This is a genomic window from Promicromonospora sp. Populi (genome assembly GCF_041081105.1).
Taxonomy (GTDB): Bacteria; Actinomycetota; Actinomycetes; order Actinomycetales; family Cellulomonadaceae; genus Promicromonospora.
Genome location: NZ_CP163528.1, coordinates 5085970 through 5106130 on the forward strand (window position 1 = coordinate 5085970; position 20161 = coordinate 5106130).

A 20161-nucleotide genomic window follows, 5' to 3' on the forward strand; every position below is an offset into this window, starting at 1 on the left:
GGTCTGCGGCTGACGTGTCCGGTGCGGCAGAGTCGGCATGGGTGGTGCGTCAGCGCCCTCGGTCCGGGGCGCGATCCTGAGGCGGCAGCGAGCGAAGACGTCGAGGCCGAGCCCGTTCATGGTCATTGACGACTCCTAAGGTGAACGTTAGTGTGACGCAACGATGCGTCGCCGACGACGGTCGGAGCCCGGGCGGCATCGATGCCGCAAGGGAGAGGTGTGCATGGGTTCCAGGAAGTCGCGGAGAGTGCTGCTCCGTTCATCTTGGCAAGATGTCAACATCGGCGACGTTGCCCATTCGCCAGGATTGCTGTCGGCATTGTTGGAGGTGGACCCGGACGCCGACGTCACACTGTGGCCGGTGGCGCTCGGCGAACGCGAGGAAGCATTGATGCGCCGCGCCGTCCCGCACGTGCCGATCGTGCGTGGTGAGCTGACTGCGGACGGAGATCTCACGACGCCCGAGCTGGAGATGGCGTGGCGCTCGGCAGATGTGTTGGTGCACGGCTCCGCGGCCGACGTCGTGAATCGCCAGGCTGAGCTCATCCATTGGTCCCGGACTGCGGGGAAGCCGCATGGATACGCCGGCGTCACCGTTGACCCGGTCTGCCCTCCTACGTGGGGCACCCTGGCTGAGCTGCAGACCATGGTCGAGTTCCTTCCGGAAGGATTCCTCGACGAGGATGGGCGGGAGCCACTGGACTCCGCCGAGTTCATCTTCACCAGGGAGTCGATCTCGCTCGGATATCTGCGCCGCCAGCAGGTCCAGGCTGGGTCTTTGGAGTTCGGACCAGACGGTACGTTCGCCTATGACTTTGCCGACCGTGCTGCCATCGAGCCCTTCCGGGAGAAGATGGGCCTGGGTAATGGCGACTTTGCGTGCTTCGTGCCGCGGCTACGCTATGCCCCGTACGCCCAGATGCGCGGTGAGGAGCCCACGCAGGAGAGCATGCGTAGAGACGCGATCAACGTGGCGACGTCCCAGGCTGACCTGAGAGTCCTCGTGGCTGCCATCGCGACCTGGGTTCGCCAGGCAAAGGCGCCAGCCGTTGTTGTCCCGGAGATGTCCTACGTGCCCGATTACGCACGCGACCATCTCCTTCCGCTGTTACCCCCGGATGTGGCACCGCACGTGAAGATCCTCGATCGGTTCTGGTCCCTGGCCGAGGCCAGTGCTGTCTATTCCGTAAGTCGCGCGGTCATCAGCATGGAATGCCATTCACCGATCATCGCGTCCGCACATGCTGTGCCCACTGTGTACCTGCGCCAGCCCACCGAGACGGTCAAGGGGGCCATGTACCACGATCTAGGTGGCTCGGACATGCTCATCGAGGTCGGTCCGGGCGCCGAGACGGTGGTGGTGGAGACCGTCACCAGCATCATTGACAACCCTCAGCGGTGGAGTGACCTGTCCGCGAGGGTGAACGCCGTTGCTCGCAGTCGACTTCGGCAGATGGCCAGCACAATCCTGTACGGCCCGCCTTCCACGCCCCATGAGGCAGCAACCGTCGGTGAGCTAGTAGGAGGTACACCATGAGAGAAGCAAGGGTGCAGCGCTGGGGCGGAGGCTCGCGCCGTGGCGCCACGATCCTGGCGATGAGCGCCGTGGCGCTACTGGGCTTGGGAGCGTGCGGTCAGGCAGACAACCTGGCCGAGAGCGATGACGGCACCACCGAGCCCGGGGATGCCGTCGAGCTCCGCGTGGCGTGGTGGGGCGCTGAGCTCCGCCACGAGCAGACGCAGGCTGCTCTGGCGGTGTGTGCCGCCTCCGTCGGCAACATCACCACCTCGTCGGAGTACGTCAGCGAGGGATACGAGGACAGGCTGGCGACCCAGTTCGCAGCAGGCGACGCGCCGGACATCATCCAGGTGACCAGTGCACATATCAGCTCCTACGCCCAACGCGGAGGGCTGCTGGACCTGGCGACCGTCGAGGAGTACATCGACACCTCGGCCATCACGCCCAGCGTGTTGAGCGCGGATCAGGTGGATGGAGTCAGCTACGCGATTCCCGTCACCACGAACGCGTCCGGGATCCTGCTCAACGTTGATCTGCTGGACGAGTACGGGCTTGAGCGCCCCGATGACGAGAACTGGAGCTGGGACGATCTGTTCGAGTACGCCACCGGTGTGAATGATGCGACCGATGGTGAGATCTGGGGGCTGCAGCAGCCCAGCGAGGACATCCGCCTGCTCGGAATCTGGGCACGGCAGCTCGGGCACCCTGACGGCCTCTTCAGCTCGACGGGAGTGGGCCTGGACACCGACACGATCGCCTCGTTCCTGCAGTACGGCTACGACCTGCAGGAGTCCGGCGGGTCTGCACCCGCCTCGGTCTCGGTCGAGACTCAGGGTGGGGGCGTCGAGCAGACCATGATCGGCACCAATCGCGCGCTGATGGCGGTCCGGCCGATCAATGAGGTCAGCGCGCTCGAGCCAGAGTTCGAGCTGCTGCAGCTGCCGGTCCATGAGCCCGGCCAGACCGGCCAGACCTTCCGGTCGATGAGCTGGGCCATCACGTCGGACACGGCACACCCGCAGGAGGCAGCCCAGCTCCTGGATTGCCTTCAGGGGAATCTGGATGCCGCTGAGATCCTGCAGGCTGAGCGTGGGATTCCCGCGAACCAGGACGTCGTGGAGCACCTCAGGGACGATCTCTCACCGGAGCAGCAGATGATGGCGGACTTCGTCGCTGTCGTGGAGGAGAACGCACCTGAGGCCGCGCCGATGCCACCACCGCCCGGTGCCGACCAGGCCGAGCCGATGCTGCGGCGCTATGCCGAAGACATGCTGTTCGGCCGGATCTCACCCGACGAGGCTGCCGAGCAGTTCGCGACCGAGCTCGACCAGAGCATCTCGTCCGAGGACTAGCCGGCGGTCACATGCTGCCGGTGCCCACACTCAAGGAGGAACGCCATGGCTGTTCCTGGCGAAGTGTCAAAGCTCCGCAAGACGGCCGGGCCGGCGACCAGGGCTCCCTCCGAGAAAGGCGATGGGAAGGCGGCAGCGCTCTTCCTGATGCCGTGGTTCGTCGGTCTGGTGCTCATCGTCGTCGGGCCGCTGCTCGCGTCGCTGTACCTTTCCTTCACGAACTACAACCTGTTGCAGGACCCAGAGCTTGTAGGGGTGGAGAACTACAGGCAGCTGTTTCAAGATCCCCGGCTGCTGCAGTCGCTTCAGGTGACCTTCACCTACGTCTTCGTCTCTGTGCCACTGCAGCTCGCGGCAGCGCTCGGGCTGGCGCTGGTGCTGGACAAGGGTGTGCGCGGACTCCCGTTCTACCGTTCGGTCTTCTACCTGCCCTCACTGCTGGGGAGCTCGGTCGCGATCGCGATCCTGTGGCGACAGCTCTTCGGAACTCAAGGGCTGCTCAATCAGGTCATCGACTGGTTCAACGGCATCCAGCCATTGGTTCATATCGGCACCCAAGGATGGGTGTCTGATCCCGCCTACGCGCTGGGCACGCTGATCACCTTGAACGTGTGGACGTTCGGCTCGCCCATGGTGATCTTCCTCGCTGGCCTTCGTCAGATACCCCAGATGTACTACGAGGCCGCGAGCCTGGACGGCGCCTCGAAGCTTCGACAGTTCATCAGCGTCACATTTCCGATGCTGACTCCGGTGGTCTTCTTCAACCTTGTGCTTCAGATCATCAATGCGTTCCAGACCTTTACGCAGGCGTTCATCGTCTCAGGCGGAACTGGAGGCCCCGTCGATTCAACGCTGTTCTACACGCTGTACCTCTACCTGCAAGGCTTTGGGAACTTCAACATGGGATACGCCTCGGCCATGGCGTGGCTGCTGCTGGTCATCGTTGGTGCGATGACCGCGCTCAACTTCTACGCCTCGAAGTACTGGGTCTTCTACGATGACTGAGGCGGGATCACACTTGCGCTGGCGACCACGACTACGCGGGCTGTTCAGGCACGTGGTCCTGATCGTGGCCGGGATCGTGATGATCTATCCACTGCTGTGGATGCTGGCCTCCTCGTTCAAGCCTGATGCCCTGATCTTCGCCGAGCCTGGCCTGATCCCCACCGATTTCACGACGGAGAACTACTCACGGGGCTGGAACTCCCTGGCTCACCCCTTCAGCTACTACCTGATGAACTCTTTCATGGTGGTGTCCGGTGCCGTGCTGGGAAACGTGGTGGCGTGCTCGCTGGCCGCCTACGCGTTTGCGAGGCTGAACTTCCGATTTCGGCGCCTGTGGTTCGCGGTCATGCTCATGTCGATCATGTTGCCGATCCACGTGATCATCGTGCCCCAGTACGTGCTGTTCTCCGAGCTCGGATGGCTCAACACGTTCCTCCCGCTCATCGTGCCCAAGTTCCTGGCCACCGACTCCTTCTTCGTCTTCCTCATGGTCCAGTTCTTCCGGGGCGTCCCGAAGGAGCTCGACGAGGCTGCACGCATCGACGGAGCAGGTCACGGACGGATCTTCCTTCAGATCATGCTGCCCCTGGCAGTACCGGCTCTGGCGACGACGGCCATCTTCACCTTCATCTGGACCTGGAACGACTTCTTATCCCAGCTGATCTTCCTGACCGATCCGGACATGTACACCGTCCCGATCGCGTTGCGGGCGTTCCTGGACTCCACGGGTCAGTCCTCCTGGGGAGCCATGTTCGCGATGTCGGTCCTCTCTCTCGTTCCGCTGTTCCTGATGTTCCTCCTGGGCCAGCGCTATCTGGTTCGGGGCATTGCCACCACCGGTCTGAAGTGATGGCCCGGCCACATTAGGATCAGCCAGATGGCGACACAGAAGGACATCGCGCGCACGGCCGGCGTTTCGGCGTCGACGGTCTCTGCGGTGCTGAACGGCACCACCCATACCCGTATGAGTGACGAGACCCGCGCCCGTATCCAGGCCGCGATCGTCGAGCTGGGGTATGTGCCCAACGATGCTGCCCGAGCGCTACGTCGTCAGCATGCCGGCACGATCGCGGTCGTCGTCGAGAACCTCGAGAACCCGGTGTACAAGGAGCTGTTCCGCGGCATCTACGAGGCCGCCGAAGAGCATGGCTGGACGATCGTGCTGGGTGACACCATGTGGATGAGGTCTGGTAGCCACTTTCTTGCGCGGATGCTGGGTCAGGGCTCGGTTGATGCCATTGTGCTCAGACACGGCGGCCTGATCGACGAGGCGGTGCTTGGTGCCCTTCGTTCGCGGCCCACTCCTGTCCTCCTGGTTGAGCATCAGCATGATGACAAAGATCCTTGGCTGGCACTGGATGAGGTGGCGGCGGGACGAGCCGCCGCTGATCATCTGATCGAGGCCGGGCACACGGAGATCGCCTTCGTCGGCGGCTTGGACACTTCGCCCTCGAACCCGCGGCACGAGGGGTATCTAAGTGCTCTGAAGCATGCACGGCTGCAACCCCGACCCCCCTTGTTCACCGGCTTTGGTGCTCAAGCCGGTGCAAGCGGGCTGGCAGCCCTCCAGGCCGGTGAGACGATGCCGACCGCGGTCGTGGTGAACAACGTGATGTCGGCTGTGGGGCTGCTCGCGGCAGCTGCCGATGCCGGGATCGCCGTGCCCGGTGAGCTCTCGGTGGTGGGGATCCATGACGCTGAGATCGCCGAGCTGGTGCGGCCGCAGCTGACCACGGTCCGCCTACCGATGCGGGTGCTGGGCATTCGGGCCGTCGAGCAGGTCTCGGCCCTGCTGGCTGGCGTGTCCACGAGCCTGGGCGTCATCCGCGACCCGCTGCCGTACGTCGTCGCGCGCGGGAGCGTCGGACCGGCCCGCTCTTGACCGGGTCGACGCTCGGTCCCTAGAGTGACGCAACGATACGTCACAGCGGCTGAGGGGAATGGAGATCGTGATGCAACGGAGCATCCCCTCAGGGCGCACCGGCTCGCGCGTCCATGCGATGGCAGCGGCAGCAGCGACCCTGGCTCTCGTCGCGACGGGCCTGTCATGGGTACCGGCCACCGCAGACGACACCTCAGACGAGACCTCCGAGGTTTCTGAGATCGGTGAGCTCCTCGACCTGACTCGCCCGGATCTTGCCGACGTCGCCGGCAGGCTCGCCGCCGGCGACGAGTCAGGAGCCGCAGCGGAGCTCCGCCAGCACTTTGCCGAGCGTACGGGCGTGGAGCTGCCGGCTCCGCCGGCCAACGGCCTGGGGGACATGACAGCCGATGAGCTGGCATCCGGGATCTTCCGCTTCGACGGCGAGACGCGCGACTTCTACAACGAGGCCGAGGACCGGATCGACATCGACTGGTTCGACACGTGGGGAGGAACGGAGAGCGCCCCTGGTGGAGCACAGGTGCTCATGTCCGACTTCGCGTTCATGCCGATCCTCACGAGGGCGTACCTGAACGAGAGCGACCCGGAGGCGCGCTCCCGCTACGCGACCGCGTGGCTGGAGATCTCCCTGGACTTCTTCGCCGACAACCCGGACTGGATACAGAACCGCAATCTCTCCGCTGCCAAGCGGCTCCCGCATCTCGTCAACACCTTCGGCGTGTTCCACACTGACCCGGCCATCACCTCCGGTGACGTTGTTACCTACCTCTCGGGCGTTCACCACACGACCGACCGCCTGGCTCAGGCACTCCAGATCCACGGCGGCAACAACTGGTACGTGTCGATGGCGCGCGCCATCTACACATCAGCCGTGTACTTTCCCGAGTTCTCAGCATCCCGGGGCTGGGAGCACTTCGCAGTGCGCTCGGTGGAGTGGTTCGTTTATGCCTATATGAAGAGCGACAGCATCTACCGCGAGCCCGCCTTCAACTATCAGGCCTACGTGGCGGACCTGATCAACGCGATGATCCGAGTCGGTGACGTCAACGGGAGGACCCTGCCACCAGCCGTCGTCCGGGCAGCCGACTGGATCGCTGACAGCATGTTCGCCACGCGCATGCCAAACCTGCAGGCTCCGGTTGTGGGCGACTCGCCCAACGCCAACGCAGGTATGGCGGCGATCCGGACCAGCGGTGCACGCAACTCCTGGGAGGACTTCGCCTGGGTTGCCTCCGACCGCACTGACGGCACCACCCCGACGCTGGGATCGACGGTGTACCCCATCAGCTTCGCGGTCCAGCGCTCAGGATGGGACCCTGACGCCCGCTACATGATGATCAACAACCAGAACACCAGCTACGTCGCCTCCCATCGGCACCCTGATGACCTCAGCCTCGTGATGGCGGCCTACGGCCGGCCCCTCATCGTTGACCCTGGCGCCAGCGACTACAGCGACACCGAGACGAACGAATGGCTGCGCAGGAGGACCGAGGCTCACAACACGATCGAGGTCGACGGGCTCTCGCAGGAGGCAGGCGTCACTCGTGCCACCTGGTTATGGCGGTCCAACGAGGGTCTGGACATCTACCGTGGCGAGGCGCAGGGCTACCAGCCCATCTCCCACGACCGGGTCGTCTACTTCGTCAAGCCCGGGTTCTGGATCGTCTCCGATGCCCTGACCGGCGGTACGGAGACACATGACTACCGTCAGCTCTGGCACTTCCCCGGAGATCCGGTCACGGTGGACCCGGACACACAGGTGGCCACCGTCGGGTTCGACACAGTGCCAGGGGCCGACGACGTCGCGGGAGTGCAGCTCGTCCCCGTCGGCGCTGAGGGTACGAGCCTGAGCCCCAGCGTCCACGAGGACGGCGTCGCGGTCGTGGACAACGAGGTGCTCACCGACGTCGACTACCTGTCCTACGACTGGACCACAGAGGGGGCGACCGGCCTGGACACGGTGGTGTTCCCTGGGCCGGCTGGGCCGGCTCCTTCGGTCACGGCAGCGCGCATCGACATGCCTGGGGTGGATCACGCCGTTGCGACGGCTCTCGAGGTCGATCTGCCCTCAGCGACCGGACGCTTCTATCTCTCACGTGAGGAGGAGCCGTCGTCGAGGTCCTTCGGGGCGGCTGCCACCGACGCCGAGACCGCGTACCTCGAGCGCGACGAGGACGGTGCGCTGACGCGGTACTCGCTGACCTCAGGATCCTCGCTGGTCGACGACGGCGAGAGCGTCATCGATGCCTCCGACGTCGTCTCGGACATCAGCGTGGAGCTGGACGGCAGCACCGCCCGGGTGTCGCTCGGGGATCCCTTCAGCGGAACGCTGTCCCTCTGGGCACCCGAGGCTGAGGTGGTGCTGGTCAACGGCGAGCCCACCGAGCTCACCCGCACCGGCGACGTCGTCTCAGTCGCGCTCGAGCCGGCGTTCGCGCCACCGCCGATGCTTGAGGAGGACTTCGACGAGGCCAGCCTGGAGAGCACGACCTATGGGCCGGACCAGTCCTCGTTCGACGGCTGGCTGCCGGTGGAAGGCGCCTGGGACCTGGACGAGGACGGGACGCTGGCGCAGACCTCCACCGCTGACGGTCAGGCGTTCGCCGTGCAGTACGACGTGCCTGCCGACGTCACCATCACGGCCGACGTCGTGCCGGGAGCAGCGGGGCAGGCAACTTCCCGGACCGGTGTCGCATTCCGTTACCACGACGCCCGCAACTACTACCGAGCCAACGTGCTCAACACGCGTGACGGCGTACAGCTGCAGCTCGTGAAGGTGTTCAACGGGGAGGCGAGCGTCTTGGCCGCGAGTGCTCTTCCGATCAATGCGGGCGAAGCCCACACGCTAACGGTCTCGGCGGTCGGAAAGCATCTGATCGCGACGGTCGGCGACACGTCGATCTCGGCCGACGACACCCGCCTGCCGGCAGGCGGCGCGGCCGCCTATACGCATGGACGGGAGGCGGTGTTCGAGCGCCTCACGGTCAGGGAAGCGCTCGACCAGGACCACTGGCGCGGAGTGGGCGGTGACGTGTCGGTCAGCTCGGATCAGCTGCGGGTGGTGCCCACTGATGGCCGAGCGCGCGTCCTGGTCTCCTCGGCCATGCCCTCGCGCTTCTCCGAGTCCTGCGACTACGCCGTGGAGACCACGGCCACCATCAACGGGATCGGCCAGGCGGGCATCTCTCTTCGTGACTCCACGGACTCCTACGGGTACCGAGTCCATATCGGCAAGACCAGTCAGAACACGCAGTACGCGACGATTGTCCGGGAGGCCCACCGCTCTGGACCGGTCACGCTCGCGACGACGTCGGTCAGAAACCGGCTCGACGGCCCTGTCGAGCTTGGCGCGGCGATCCAGGGCGACCGCATCACCGTGACCCTCGATGGCACTGCGATCCTTGAGGCACGTGACACGGTGGTCCGCAGCGGCGGGGTCGGGCTCTACGCGACAACGGCGAGCGTCTTCGAGGACGTGCGTATCGCCGGCTCCTGCTGACCTGATGACGCTGATGCTGCTCTCGGCGACGGGGTCGCAGGGGTCAGACGCGCCCTTGGTATTCGCGTGGTGAGACTCCGTGGAACCGGGCAAAGGCTGCGCTGAACGTCGGCAGGTGGGCGTATCCGGCGCGGCGGGCGACGGCGCTGGGCCTGGCGCCGCCGAGCAGCAGGTCGCGGGCGATGTGCATGCGAGCCACGTAGCGCCAGCGGGCGAACGTCATGCCGGTCTCGTCGCGGAAGGCCCGGTGCACCTCGGCGGGCACGCCGAACGCAGGTGATCCGCCAGGTGTGCCGATCCGGTGCAGGTAGTCCAGCGCAGCCGCCCGCGCACGCGGACCGGTGGGCATCACCAACAACGCGGCCCGCTGCGCTGCGACCTGTTCGGTGAACAGGTCGAGGATGTGCCGGGGATCGTGGTCGTCGGGCTGCAGTCCGGACCGGGAGCTGATGGCGCAGAACATCAGGTAGTCGTCCCAGGCGGGCGAGAACTGGACCTGCAGCGGATCGGTCAGGCGCAGGTCGCCGGTGCCGGCGGTGCCGAGGGGCAGCGAGATGGAGTTCTCGCGGAGACCGGTGATGTGCTCCAGGCCCGCGGGGATCCAGGTCGCGACGCCGCGTGGGCGTTCATGACGGCTCCCGCCGATATCGAGGTAGCCGCTGCCGCGGTACATCCAGCTCAGCACGTGCATGTCGTTGACGTGCGAGGGTGTGCGCGCAGCGGACAGCAGCTCGGGGGCGGCCACGAAAGCGCCCTCTCCTCGGACCAGGCGCACGAGGTCGTCGGTCTGCCGCGCGAAGGTGGCGCGCTGTGCCAGGTCAACGCTGGTGGAGCTGGCGGAGAGCTTCCTGCTGAAGTCGTGCGGCGTCGGCCCGTAGTGCTGCTTGAAGGCGCGCGTGAAGCCGTTGCGGCTGGCGAAGCCCACCCGCGCGGCCACCTGGTCGACGTCGTATCCCGCGGCCAGGAGCTCGACGGCCGCGATCAGCCGGTTGCGCAGTCGCCACCGCTCGAAGGTGAGCCCGGTATCCGCGAGGAAGTCGCGGCGCAGGGTCCGCGGGCTGGAGAGCGCCCTGATCGCCCACTGCTCGACGGTGAGGTCGAGCGCGGGGTCGCGGATCAGCTCCTCGGCCACCGCTCTGGCACCGGTGGCTCTCGGCATCTCCGGCCCGTGACCGCTCAACGGTGTGACCTGGAGGTTGAAGTGCTGGATCAGCCAGTCCTGCCACCCGTCGGGGACCTCGAATCGTGTCGCTTCCGACAGCCCGGCGCTGGGCTGGAGCCATAGCGGAAAGGCGACGGTGCCCGGCTCGGTGACTATCGAGCGGTGGTTCCACCCGTCTGCGGGAATCCATGCGCCCTGCCCGGCGGTGAGGTGGAATGCCACGACGCCGTCGATGTGCACTCGCGCTGTGCCGGTGCGGACCCAGATCAGCAGCGGGCGGCGGGGATGGCCCGTCGAGTCCGACCGTGCCGCCGGAATCGGCGGTGGGTCGCTCGCGTCGGCGGGCGACAGGGATGAAAACGCCACGGCCCTAAACAATACGGCAGTCTGCGCACACCATTTTAGGTGAGGGTTGCCTAACCTTAGCGGCGGCCCTCTGCCTATGGTGGTGCGCGGCCCGTCACCCCCCACGCGATGAGAAGGGCCGCCCTCAGCATGCCGAAGACCTCCCGCCGGCTAACCGTGCGCTCCCAGACCCTGCGGGAGGTCGAGGTCGTTCGCGTGACGGACCTGACCCCGGGGATGCGGCGGATCACGCTGGCCGGCGCGCAGCTGGGCGCGTTCGCCTCGGCCAACGGGTTCCCGCAGCCCGCATTCGAGTCGTCCGGCTTCGACGACGACATCAAGCTGATCTTCCGCTACCCAGGGCAGGCGGAGCCGGTGCTGCCCGTGCAGAAGGCGAACGGCATCGACGTGCCGAAGAATCCCCGGCCGCTGTCGAAGATCTACACGGTCCGACACTGGGACGCTGAGACCGGCGAGCTGGACGTGGACTTCGTCAAGCACGGCATCGGCGTCGCCACCACCTGGGCCTACCGCGCACAACCGGGCGACCGGATCCACTTCGTCGGCCCCAACTCGTCGAGTGCGCTCCCGGAAGATGCGGACTGGCTCCTCGTCGCCGGCGACGACACGGCGATCCCGGCGATCGCCCGGCTGCTGGACAGCCTGCCCGACGACGCGCGGGCCCAGGTGTTCATCGAGGTCGCCGAAGACGCTCACCGGCTGGACCTGCGGACGCCGTCGGGGGTCGAGGTGACCTGGCTGACGCGCGACGGCGCCGAGGCGGGCACGACCACCCTCCTGCTTGACGCGGTCAAGGACGCCGACTGGTGGGAAGGCCGGCCGTTCGCGTGGCTTGCCGGAGGGCACACCGCGGTGCGGGACCTGCGCCGCCACCTGGTCGAGGACCGAGCAGTGCCGAAGGAGGACGTCGACTTCTCCGGGTACTGGCGGCGCAGCGAGGCTGTTGCCCTGGAGGACGACGCGGCGGTCCCCGATCCCGAGAAGTCGACCACGCCGCTCGAGAAGCTCCATGACCTGGCCGAGCTGATACCGCCGATCGCGATCCGCACCGCCGTCGAGCTGGGCATTCCTGACCTGATCTCCCGTGGCGTGACCAGCGTGGCCGACCTGGCCATCAAGAGCGATTCCGACGAACGGGCGCTGGGCAAGCTGCTGCGCTATCTGCACGCCCTGGACCTGCTGGCCGAGACCGAGCCGGGCCACTACGACCTGACGCCGGTGGGTGAGGTCCTGACCGTCGAGTTCATGGTCGACGCCCTGCACCCGGCCGGGGTGGCGGGGCGCGAGATGTTGGGCATCTACGGGCTCACCGAGTCGATCCGCACCGGCCGACCCACCTACGCCGCGGTCACGGGAAAGACCTTTGCGGACGTGCGCGCCGAGCAGGACTACGAGGACCGCTACCTGGAACGCCTGGCGAAGTTCCAGGCCGCGCTGGCCGAGCCGATCGCCAAGTCCGACCTGCTCACCGGAGTCCAGCACCTGGTGATCCACTCCGGCGGCGCTGCCGCCCAGGCTCGCGAGTTCGTCGCCGTCCACCCCGACGTGCGGGTGACGATCTGCGCGTTGCCCGCCCAGGCCGACTGGCTGCGCCGGGACCTGCCCGCGACCATCCCCGTCGAGCAGCAGCGCACGCGGGTCAGTGTGGTCGAGCAGTCGGTCTTCGAGCCCAGCCCGGCTGCGGACGTCGTGTTCGTCATCCGCGCCTTCAGGTCCCTGCCCGACGCCGACGCCGCCCACGCACTACGCCGAGCAGCCCAGAACCTCCTCCCCGGCGGGCGGGTGCTGCTGATCGAGGAAACCTTCGACACCGACGACCTCGACGAGCACGACGGCGAAGCCGACCTGCTCGCCCTCACCGTCCACGGCTCCGGCCTGCGGACCGCGGCCGAGCTCGACGCCGTCGTCGCCCGAGCCGGGCTCGTCCGCAGCACCACGCACACCGTCGGCTGGGGCACCGCCATCCACGAGCTGGTGCCTACCGAAGAAAAGAAAGAAGAAAACCCGTGACCAAGACACCACTGAGCCGACGCGGTGCGGCGCTCGCCGCCACACTCCTGAGCGCCGCGCTCGTCCTCACCGCCTGCGGTGGCACCCCCGAAGAGACTCCGGCCGGCGACACGGGCGCAACGGGCGAGACCCGGACGGTGCAGGCCGACAACGGCAGCGTCGAGGTTCCCGCCGACCCGCAGCGAGTCGTCTCGATCGGCAACACCACTCTTCCGTTCATCGACATGGGTGGTGAACCGGTGGGCGTCACCGAGGTGGGTGCCTCCGAGCTCGCCCTCGTGCCCGAAGAGCAGAACGCAACGTTCGAGGCGGCCACGATTCTCGGCTCCAGTGGTGATCAGGTCGACATGGAGCAGCTCGCCGGCCTGGAGCCGGACCTCATCCTGGCCCAGTTCCCCGAGAGCGAGTTCGAGTCGGTCCAGGAGCAGCTGGAGTCGATCGCCCCGACGGTCTTCTGGGACCTCGACGTCGAGTGGAAGGCCCTCGCCGACGGAGTCGCCGAGGCCGGCAACGTAGCGGACGGGCTCAGCGCGCAGAAGGCGGAGTTCGAGGAGAAGATCTCCGGGATCCAGGAGACCTACGGCGCGATCATCGACGACACCGCGTTCGTCAACCTCGATCGCTGGGACAGCTCCGACCCCGGGACGTTCTCCATCGCGGACTTCGGGTGCGTCGAGATCGCCCAGGACGACATCGGCATGGACTTCCCCCAGGCAGCTGAGGGCGAAGAGCCGCTGGGCTGGACGTCCTTGCCGTTCGAGCAGCTCGCGGAGCTGTCCACGTACGACGTGATCACCTACCCCGTCGACGCCGAGGGTCAACCTACGGCGGCGTTCGCGCCGGTGGTCGAGAGCAACACCTGGCAGGCGCTGCCGGCCGTGAGCTCCGGTGACGCCCTCGGGCTCTTCTGCCCCGGCAACAACTCCTATGGCCCCGTCCTGCAGTACCTGGACTCGCTCGACGCCGCCCTGGCGACCCTGCCCGCCGAGGAGTGACAGCTCTCGCCCTGCGCCCGCGCGGTCCGAGCACCGTCACGGTACCCGGACCGCGTCGGCGCGTGATCGGGCTGGTTGTCGCGCTCGTGGCACTGCTGGTCCTGGTGGTGCTGAGCGTGATGATCGGGTCGACGGCGATCGCGCCATCGGTGGTGTGGGACGCCCTGTTCCACCCGGCCGCCGACATCGATCAGTTCGCGATCCGTGACTACCGGCTGCCGCGCACGGTCGCGGGTCTGGTCGTGGGCGTCGCGCTCGGCCTGTCGGGGGCGTTGATCCAGGCGCTCACCCGTAACCCTCTGGCCGATCCGGGAATCCTCGGTCTCCATGCCGGTTCGTCCTTCGCGGTGACGGTCGCAGTGGGCGTGCTCGGAATCCGCGAGATCGGTGGCTACATGTGGTTCGCCTTCGCGGGGGCGCTGGTCGTCACACTGATGGTGCTCGCCCTCGGGGCGACGCGGCAGGGCCAGTCGCCGGTGGTCATGGTGCTTGCCGGGGTCTGCGTCGGCGCAGTGCTCCAAGGCGCCGGTTCGGCGCTCGAGCTGACCAACCCGGACGCGTTCGACGTGATGCGGTCCTGGAACGCCGGTTCGATCGTGGGCCGCCCGCTCGACCTCGTGTGGCCCATCGTGCCGTTCTTCGCGGTGGCTCTTGTCCTGGCGTTCGTGGTGTCAGGCCCGCTCAACGCCATGGCGCTGGGCGACGAGCTGGCCGTGGCCCAGGGTGTGCGGCTGGTCCGCACCCGTGTTCTCGCGATCATCGCGCTCACGCTGCTCGCCGGCGGCGCGACCGCGATCGCCGGCCCGATCAGCTTTGTCGGGCTGATGGTGCCGCATGTGGCTCGCTGGCTCGTCGGTCCGCACCAGCGCTGGATCTTCGCCTACAGCGTGCTGCTCGCCCCGAGCCTGCTGCTGGCCTCCGACATCCTCGGCCGGTTCGTGATGAGACCCAGCGAGATACCCGTCGGTATCGTCACCGCCTTTGTCGGCGCCCCGGTGCTGATCGCCCTCGTCCGCCGCACCAAGGCGAGCGGGCTATGAGCGCGCGCAACGGACTCGATGCGCACACGAGCGCAGCACGGATGGCTCGGCCGTCCGGGCCGGGCCGGGTGGACTTCGGCCGGCGGGTGCTGGTGCTGCGGCGCTGGCGGGTCGCGGTACGGCTCGACTGGCGCTCGGTCATCGTCTGCGCGGTGCTCGCGCTCGCGGTCGCCTGCGTGGCGGTGCTCGCGCTGATGACCGGCTCGTACCCGCTCAGCCCGGGAGAGGTGGTCTCCGCGTTCAGCCGGCGGCCAGGCCGGGCTGGTGCACGACATCGTGGTCGAGTGGCGGCTGCCCCGGGTGGCCGCGGCCCTGGTGTTCGGCGCCGCGCTGGGGGTGAGCGGGGCGATCTTCCAGTCGATGTTGCGCAACCCGCTCGCCGACCCCGGCATCATCGGGTTCTCCCAGGGCTCCTACACCGGCGCGCTGATCGTGGTCCTGGTCGTCAACGGCACCTACGTGCAGCTGGTCGGCGGGGCGTTGCTGGGCGGGATGGCCACTGCCGCCGTCGTGTACGTGCTCGCCTACCGGCGAGGCGTGCAGGGATTCCAGCTGATCGTCGTCGGCATCGGCGTCTCGGCGATGCTCGGCTCGCTCAACACCTGGCTGATCCTCAGGGCCGAGCTGGAGCAGGCGATGGCCGCCGCCGCGTGGGGTGCCGGGTCGCTCAACGGCGTGTCCTGGGAGCAGGTGGTCGTCGGCTGCGTCTGCATCGCCGTGCTCCTGCTGCTGGCGGCGATGTTGAGCCGGCCGATGCGACAGCTGGAGCTGGGTGATGATGCGGCCGCCGCCCAAGGAGTGCGGGCCTCGCCGGTACGTCTCGGCCTGATCGTGGTGGGGGTGGCGCTGACGGCGACGGTTACCGCAGCATCTGGGCCGATCGCGTTCATCTCCCTGGTCGCACCGCAGATCGCCCGCCGGCTTGCCCGCACCGCGGGGATCACCCTCGTACCCGCAGCCTTCGTCGGCGCCCTGCTGTGCGTGACGGCTGACTACATCGCCCAGCACGTCGCACCCACCCCGCTGCCGGTCGGGATCATCACCGTCATGCTCGGCGGCGGGTACCTCGGCTGGCTGCTGCTCACCGAAGCCAGGAGACGGCTATGAACACCGAGTCACGCATCCACGTGGAGTCGGCGACGATCGGCTACGACAGACGCATCATCTCCCGGGACCTCTCGGTGTCGATCCCCGACAGGTCGTTCACCGTGATCGTGGGCCCGAACGCGTGCGGCAAGTCCACGCTGCTGCGCGGCCTGTCGCGACTGTTGAGACCGTCGGCGGGACAGGTCGTCCTCGACGGGGCCGACATCCAGTCCTTCAAGACCAAGGAGGTGGCGCGGCGGGTCGGGCTGCTGCCCCAGACCTCGATCGCCCCGGACGGGATCACCGTGGCCGATCTGGTGGCGCGGGGCCGGTACCCGCACCAGGGGTTCATCCGGCAGTGGACCGAGGCCGACGAGCAGGCCGTGCTCAGGGCGATGGACCACACCGGGGTCACCGACCTGTCCGGCCGCCTGGTGGACGAGCTCTCAGGTGGTCAGCGACAGCGGGTGTGGGTGGCCATGGCGCTCGCGCAGCACACCGACATCCTGCTGCTGGACGAGCCGACCACCTTCCTCGACATCACCCATCAGATCGAGCTGATGGAGCTGTTCACCGACCTGCACCACGTCGGTCACACCCTGGTCGCCGTGCTGCACGACCTGAACCATGCCGCCCGCTACGGCACGCACCTGATAGCCATGAAGGACGGGCAGGTCGTCGCCGAAGGCAGCCCCGACCAGGTCGTCACGGTCGAGCTGGTCGAGGAGGTGTTCGGTCTGCGCTGCCTGGTGGTGCCCGATCCCGTGGTCGGCACTCCGCAGGTGGTGCCGCTGGGCCGCCACCGCGGTGACAAACGCGCGACCGACTGACAAACCTAGTGTTTTTGCATACCAACCGCCGTGTACGGGTTGGCAGAACGATCTTGACCTATCAGGATGAAGCCGTGACTCCAGGAACACGCTCCGCAGTGCTCGGCCGTCGGGGTGGTGTGGACCCGAACGTTGCGGAGCAGCTCGGCTTCACGGTGCACGATGTCGCGCGAGATCTGCGCCGCGACGTCGCCGCCGCGACCCTGCCCCTTCCCATCGATGGCGCGGAAGAGGCCGAGGCCTCCCGCCAGCGTCTCTTGGCTCAGCTCGACGAGCACCTGCTGCCGCGGCTGGCCGAGCTGTCCAGCCCGGCCGTCGTCGTGCTGGCGGGGTCTACCGGTGCCGGCAAGTCCACGCTGTTCAACAGTCTGCTGCGCGAAGAGGTGTCCCAGGCCGGTGTGCTGCGACCCACCACCCGCGAGCCGGTGGTGGGGGTGCACCCGCGCGACGTCGACGCGCTCACGCCCGGCCCGGTCACGGAGCTCGCCCGGCTGGTCAAGCACGAGGGCGTGCCACGCGGCACCGCTCTGATGGACGCGCCCGACCTCGACTCGTTCCTGTCCGAGAACCGCTCCACCGCACACCAGCTGCTCGAAGCCGCCGACCTCTGGCTGTTCGTCACCACCGCCGCCCGCTACGGCGACGCGTTGCCCTGGCAGGCGCTGGACCGCGCCAAGGAGCGCGGCGCGAGCGTCGCCATGGTGCTGAACCGGGTGCCGAAGGAGACGCTGACGACCATCCGCGCGGACCTCAACACGCGGATGAAGGAGCGGGGGATGAAGGACGTCCCGCTGTTCATCGTGCCCGACGTCGGACCCCACGAAGGCCTGCTCGACCCCAAGCTGGTGGCGCCGATCCAGCGCTGGCTCGGCCTCATGGCCGGACCCGAACGGTCCCGCACCATCATCCTGCGCACCCTCAAGGGCGCGCTCGGCGCCCTCCCCGAATGGGTGATGGGCCTGGTCGCCGCCGTCGAGCAGCAGGGCACCGCCGCCTTCGACCTGCGCAACGCCAGCGAGTCAGTGGTCCCGAACGGGCAGCTCGCCGCCCGGACCGCCATCCTCTCCGGCGCGGCCGGCGAGGGCACCGTCGCCACACGGTTCGCGGAGCTCGAGAGCACCAGCCGCATCTCCCGGGTCACCGTCCGCGACGGCATCGCGCGCACCACGAAGCGCGCCGGCAAGGCACGCGAGGCCGCGCTGGCCCAGCTGCGCGAGGAGATCGAGGCAACCGTCGCCCGCGCCTTCGTGGCGGCGGGCGTCCGTGCCGAGGAGAGCCTGCGGACGGCCCTGTCCGGGCCCGGAGCACCACCCGCCGGAGAGACGATCCTGCCGTCTGGCAGCGCCCGCGCGCCCGACCGCGTCACCCGGGGGCAGACGGCGGCCACGGCCTGGTCCGGCCTGGCCGACGACATCGTCGGGCGGATGGAGGTCACCGCCACCGAGAGCACCGACGCCGAGACCGCGGCCCGGGCCGCCGGCGCCAGGAAGGCGTTCGGCGACACCGGCCTGGCCACCCTCCTGCTCGCCACGGCCCTAGGAAACGAGGACTCCGCGCGGCTCATCGACCGAGTGCTCGGCGAGGACGCGGAGGAAACCGTGGAGGAACTGCAGGGCGACGTTGCCGACAAAGTCGCGCTAGCGGTTGCGGAAGAGGCCCGATCTGTCCAGAGTGCCCTTGACGTCCCCGCCCTAGCCGACGACGCGGCCGCTCCGCTCCGCGTTCGGCTGGCAGAGCTCAGGAGGCTGACATGACGAGCCAAGACGCGACACTCAGCGCACGCACCGAAGACCTCGGCCGCGCGCTCCAGATCGCCGGTTCCCGCCTCGACGACGCCGTTTTCGGCAAGGTAGCCAGCTCCGTCGCAGGAGTACGCGAGCGGCTGGCGCTCGGCGTCGACCATACGGTGGTGGCGCTCGCGGGCGGCACCGGGTCGGGCAAGTCGAGCACGTTCAACAAGATCTCCCGGCTCACGTTCGCCGATGTCGGGGTGAAGCGTCCCACCACCGCCAAGGTCACCGCCTGCTCGTGGAGTGATGAGGCCTCGACGCTGCTGGACTGGCTCGGCGTGGAACGCGAGCGCCGCATCACCCGGGCCGGTGAGCTCGACGCTGCCGACGAGGCGGCGCTGGCCGGCCTGGTGCTGCTGGACCTGCCCGACCACGACTCCGTGGCGCCCGGGCACCGCGACGTGGTGGACAAGGTGCTGCCGCTGGTCGACCTGCTCGTGTGGGTGGTGGACCCGCAGAAGTACGCCGACGACGCCCTGCACACCGGCTACCTGCGTGACTCCTCGGGCATGCAGGCCTCCACCGTCGTGGTGCTCAACCAGATCGACACCGTTCCGGTGGGGCAGCGCGACAACCTCGTCAACGACGTGAAGCGGTTGCTGCGCGACGACGGCCTGGACGACGTCCCGGTGGTTGCCGCGTCGACCAAGACGGACGTCGGCATCGCGGACCTGCGCGGGCTGCTGGAGCAGACTGTGGCTCGCCGGTCGGTCTCGGCCGGCCGGGCCGCGGGCGAGCTCGACGCCGCGGCGGCGCTGCTGCTGGGCCAGACCCCGGCCGAGGTGCCGTGGCACATCGACACCGTCCTCGAACGGGAGGTGGACGCGCTGTCCCGGGCCACCGGGCTGGAGTCGGTCGCCGCCCAGGTCGGCGCCGCCGTGCGCAACGGGTACGGCTCGCCGGCGTTCCGCACCGCTGACCCGGACTCGATCGCCCTGTCCAGGTCGCGCTGGCTCACCGGCTCGGGCGAGTCGCTCAGGCACGGCTGGCAGCGGTCGCTCGCCGCGAGCGTCGCCAGCGCCCAGGAAGTCACCAAGGCGGTGGAGACCGCCCTGCAGGGCATCACTCTCGACACCCGCGGCCCGACGACGCAGCGGCTCACCCGCCGGCTCGCCCTCGGCTCGGTGCTGGTCGCCGTGCTGCTCGGGATCGCCACCGTGCTGGCCTCGACGGGGGTCCTGCCCGTTGAAGAGTCCTGGACCACGGTGCTGGGTGTGCTCGCGGTGGTGGCCGCCGTGACCGCGCTGGTGACGTTCGTCGTGGCGATGCAGATCCGCCGCGCGCTGGCCGCCCGGCGGGCGCAGGGTGTCATCGCGTCGGGGCGGGCCGCGCTCGAACGAGTGCTGCAGCAGACCCTCGGTGTGCCCACTCAGAAGCTGCTTGACGAGCACCGAGCGGTACGCGAGCTCGCACAGAGTGCGCGCGACGACGGACCCTCCGCACCGCTTCGCCTGGAAGAGAACGTGACCACAGGCGGCCGTTTTGCGATTCCGTCCCCAGGCGGCGTGCAGCTCACTGACCTGGGCCCCGTTCGCGCCTGATGCTGGGTACGGACCGGCCGCTCGGGCCGGTCCGTCACACCCAGGAGGAGCGCATGAACGACGTCACGGTGACGGTGGCCGGCA

General features: G+C 68.1%; 14 protein-coding genes. 13 read left to right on the top strand and 1 reads right to left on the bottom strand.

The genetic code is table 11. The features are described from left to right. Positions 1-223: 223 nt before the first annotated feature. The 6 genes from AB1046_RS23100 (at position 224) to AB1046_RS23125 (ending at position 9257) form a co-directional block, all read left to right on the top strand. Positions 224-1537, top strand: a complete 1314-nt coding sequence (locus tag AB1046_RS23100) for a polysaccharide pyruvyl transferase family protein (protein WP_369371613.1) — start codon at positions 224-226, stop codon at positions 1535-1537. Continuing rightward, positions 1534-2871, top strand: coding sequence for an ABC transporter substrate-binding protein (locus tag AB1046_RS23105; RefSeq protein WP_369371614.1), 1338 nt, complete (start codon positions 1534-1536; stop codon positions 2869-2871). The genes AB1046_RS23100 and AB1046_RS23105 overlap by 4 nt, the downstream gene beginning before the upstream one ends. A gap of 45 nt (positions 2872-2916) precedes the next feature. Then, positions 2917-3876 (top strand): carbohydrate ABC transporter permease, encoded by a 960-nt coding sequence (locus AB1046_RS23110; RefSeq protein WP_369371615.1) that lies wholly within the window; start codon positions 2917-2919, stop codon positions 3874-3876. Beyond that, the gene (locus tag AB1046_RS23115) at positions 3869-4726 is read left to right on the top strand and encodes a carbohydrate ABC transporter permease (RefSeq protein WP_369371616.1); all 858 of its coding nucleotides are present in this window, start codon (positions 3869-3871) and stop codon (positions 4724-4726) included. The genes AB1046_RS23110 and AB1046_RS23115 overlap by 8 nt, the downstream gene beginning before the upstream one ends. A gap of 27 nt (positions 4727-4753) precedes the next feature. Then, positions 4754-5758 carry a LacI family DNA-binding transcriptional regulator gene (locus AB1046_RS23120; RefSeq protein WP_369371617.1) on the top strand — a complete coding sequence of 335 codons (1005 nt, stop codon included), beginning with the start codon at positions 4754-4756 and terminating at the stop codon, positions 5756-5758. Between the two features lie 70 nt (positions 5759-5828). Then, positions 5829-9257, top strand: a complete 3429-nt coding sequence (locus tag AB1046_RS23125) for an alginate lyase family protein (protein ID WP_369371618.1) — start codon at positions 5829-5831, stop codon at positions 9255-9257. Positions 9258-9300: 43 nt separating this feature from the next. On the opposite strand, the gene AB1046_RS23130 is transcribed toward AB1046_RS23125, so the two are convergent. After that, the gene (locus AB1046_RS23130) at positions 9301-10785 is read right to left on the bottom strand and encodes a helix-turn-helix domain-containing protein (RefSeq protein WP_369371619.1); all 1485 of its coding nucleotides are present in this window, start codon (positions 10783-10785) and stop codon (positions 9301-9303) included. Positions 10786-10980: 195 nt separating this feature from the next. Between AB1046_RS23130 and AB1046_RS23135 the strand changes: the two genes are divergently transcribed. The 7 genes from AB1046_RS23135 (at position 10981) to AB1046_RS23165 (ending at position 20077) form a co-directional block, all read left to right on the top strand. After that, positions 10981-12795, top strand: a complete 1815-nt coding sequence (locus tag AB1046_RS23135) for an SIP domain-containing protein (protein ID WP_369371620.1) — start codon at positions 10981-10983, stop codon at positions 12793-12795. Beyond that, entirely contained in the window at positions 12792-13790 is a 999-nt protein-coding gene (locus AB1046_RS23140; RefSeq protein ID WP_369371621.1) for an ABC transporter substrate-binding protein, read from the top strand. Before AB1046_RS23135 ends, AB1046_RS23140 begins: the two co-directional genes overlap by 4 nt. Beyond that, entirely contained in the window at positions 13787-14830 is a 1044-nt protein-coding gene (locus AB1046_RS23145; protein ID WP_369371622.1) for a FecCD family ABC transporter permease, read from the top strand. The genes AB1046_RS23140 and AB1046_RS23145 overlap by 4 nt, the downstream gene beginning before the upstream one ends. A 264-nt stretch (positions 14831-15094) precedes the next feature. Continuing rightward, the gene (locus tag AB1046_RS23150) at positions 15095-15937 is read left to right on the top strand and encodes a FecCD family ABC transporter permease (RefSeq protein ID WP_369371623.1); all 843 of its coding nucleotides are present in this window, start codon (positions 15095-15097) and stop codon (positions 15935-15937) included. Beyond that, positions 15934-16746 (top strand): ABC transporter ATP-binding protein, encoded by an 813-nt coding sequence (locus AB1046_RS23155; protein ID WP_369371624.1) that lies wholly within the window; start codon positions 15934-15936, stop codon positions 16744-16746. Before AB1046_RS23150 ends, AB1046_RS23155 begins: the two co-directional genes overlap by 4 nt. 74 nt (positions 16747-16820) lie before the next feature. After that, positions 16821-18500, top strand: coding sequence for a GTPase (locus AB1046_RS23160; protein WP_369371625.1), 1680 nt, complete (start codon positions 16821-16823; stop codon positions 18498-18500). Continuing rightward, on the top strand, positions 18497-20077 hold the full coding sequence (locus AB1046_RS23165) for a GTP-binding protein (RefSeq protein WP_369371626.1): 1581 nt from the start codon (positions 18497-18499) through the stop codon (positions 20075-20077). Before AB1046_RS23160 ends, AB1046_RS23165 begins: the two co-directional genes overlap by 4 nt. Positions 20078-20161 lie beyond the last annotated feature (84 nt).